The sequence below is a fragment of the Methylobacterium sp. B1 genome (genome assembly GCF_000333255.1).
GTDB lineage: Bacteria > Pseudomonadota > Alphaproteobacteria > Rhizobiales > Beijerinckiaceae > Methylobacterium > Methylobacterium fujisawaense.
This window is the reverse complement of record NZ_BACT01000433.1, coordinates 1-1,661: the sequence shown is the minus strand read 5'-3', so window position 1 is coordinate 1,661 and position 1,661 is coordinate 1. Positions and strand designations below refer to the sequence as shown.

Annotated in this window: 1 protein-coding gene and 2 pseudogenes; 1 reads left to right on the top strand and 2 read right to left on the bottom strand. The window is 67.7% G+C overall.

Annotated elements, in window-relative coordinates; translation table 11 throughout:
• Positions 1–572 (bottom strand): annotated as a pseudogene (locus I53_RS12695) (ABC transporter ATP-binding protein/permease); the annotation flags it as partial.
• A gap of 149 nt (positions 573–721) precedes the next feature.
• Positions 722–1,039 (bottom strand): hypothetical protein, encoded by a 318-nt coding sequence (locus I53_RS12690; protein ID WP_043351228.1) that lies wholly within the window; start codon positions 1,037–1,039, stop codon positions 722–724.
• Between the two features lie 290 nt (positions 1,040–1,329).
• On the opposite strand from I53_RS12690, the pseudogene I53_RS12685 reads away from it, so the two are divergent.
• Positions 1,330–1,661 (top strand): annotated as a pseudogene (locus tag I53_RS12685) (2OG-Fe(II) oxygenase); the annotation flags it as partial.

Genomic DNA, 1,661 nt, shown 5'->3' with positions numbered 1-1,661 from the left:
CAGAAGGCGTTCGCGTCGTATTCCTGAAGCGAGTTGTAGATGTCGCGGTAGAAGAAGTTGAACCGCAACGTCAGCGCAACGTCGGCGAAGTTCACAAAGATCGACAGGGCCACGAGGTTGCGGCCGATCCGGCCCTCCGTGGTGCCGAACCACCGGAACAGGCCGATCTCCTTGGTGGGCTTGTCGCGGTTGGCGAAATACGGGTCGGCGATGTTGGTGATCGCCCGGATCGGCTCGAGATGCGAGATGCCGAGCACGATGGCGGCGAAGACCACCGCACCGGTGGCGGCGAAGGCGGGCGGCAGAAGCGCCGCGATCACCGGCGGCAGCAGGCCCATGGCGGCGATCGTCTTCGATCCGGCCAGCAGCAGGTAGCCGACGCCGTAAACCGAGACGAAGACCTTCAGATAGGCCGAGATGCCGTTCGCGGCGATCAGGATGCCCGCCATGGCGAAGCCGGCGAGCGAGACATAGAGCGGCGGGCTCGGAATACCGGGAAATGCCAGCAGGATCAGCGCGGCCAGAGCCGTGAGCACGGCCTGGATTCCCAGTCCGGTCCTGAGTGCTGCCACGCGTCGATCCCCCATCCGTGCGCGCCCACTGGGGACGCCGCCGGCGGCCTTGACCCCGGCTGATGGCCAGATAGTGGCACTTGCCCCGGGCTGTCGCGTGAAACTTTGGTCACGTTCCGACGGTGCGGCGATTTACGCGGTCGGCGCGGCTACCAGTTCCATTCCTCGAAGCCCGGCTCGCGGCAATGATAGCCGATCGGGCATTGCGGGTTGTCGCGCGTGGGGGCGAAGCGCAGCTCGGCGATCTCGGAGGCGCTGCATTGGCCGGGATTGCTCACGAAACGCTCCGGGGCCGACCCGGCGGCGATGACGACGTCGCCCTCGTTCCTCACCAGGGCCATGGCCTCGGAGCAGGTCATGCGGGCCGTCATCGAGCCGCGGGGCGGCCGCGACTGCGCACGGGCCTCCAACCCGACCGCAACGACGGCGAGGTGGCTGAACAGCAAGGCGAGGGCCCACGGCCTCATCGGGAACGGGTTCCGGTACGCACCCGGGAAGAAAGCCCGCGGGTCTGGCACCATCCTGCACAAGCGGACCGCCCGAGACTGTCACCGGAATGCGCCACCGGGCCGCTTTCGCCGTCGGACCGCCGCAATCGGCGGATTAGGAGATTCCGGGATTGCCGAAAGCCGCTTTAGATTTGTGATCGTGGACGCCTGCGCGGCGACCCGGGCACGATGGCTCGACCGGCCCTCCGGCACGCGTCTCCGGCGCCCGGCGTGCCGGCCGACCGGCGCCGGAGTCAAGGGACCCAGCGATGTCCGCTCTCTCGATCCTCGACATCTCCGCCGTGCGCGCCGCGCCCGTTTCCCACGAGCCCTACGCCTACACGCTCGGCAGCAACGTCCTGAAGCCCGACGCGATCGACGACATCCGCCGCGACTTCCCCGAGATCGCCAAGCCCGGCTACCTCACGGTCGACGAGGTCGCCCTGAAGGGCCGGTTCAAGGCGCTGATCGACGAGCTGGAGAGCGACGCCTTCTCCAAGATCCTCGGGGAGAAGTTCGGCATCGACCTCGTCTCCTGCCCGCGTCTGACCACGATCATGCGGCGCAGCCAGCTCAAATACGGCTCGATCCACACCGACGG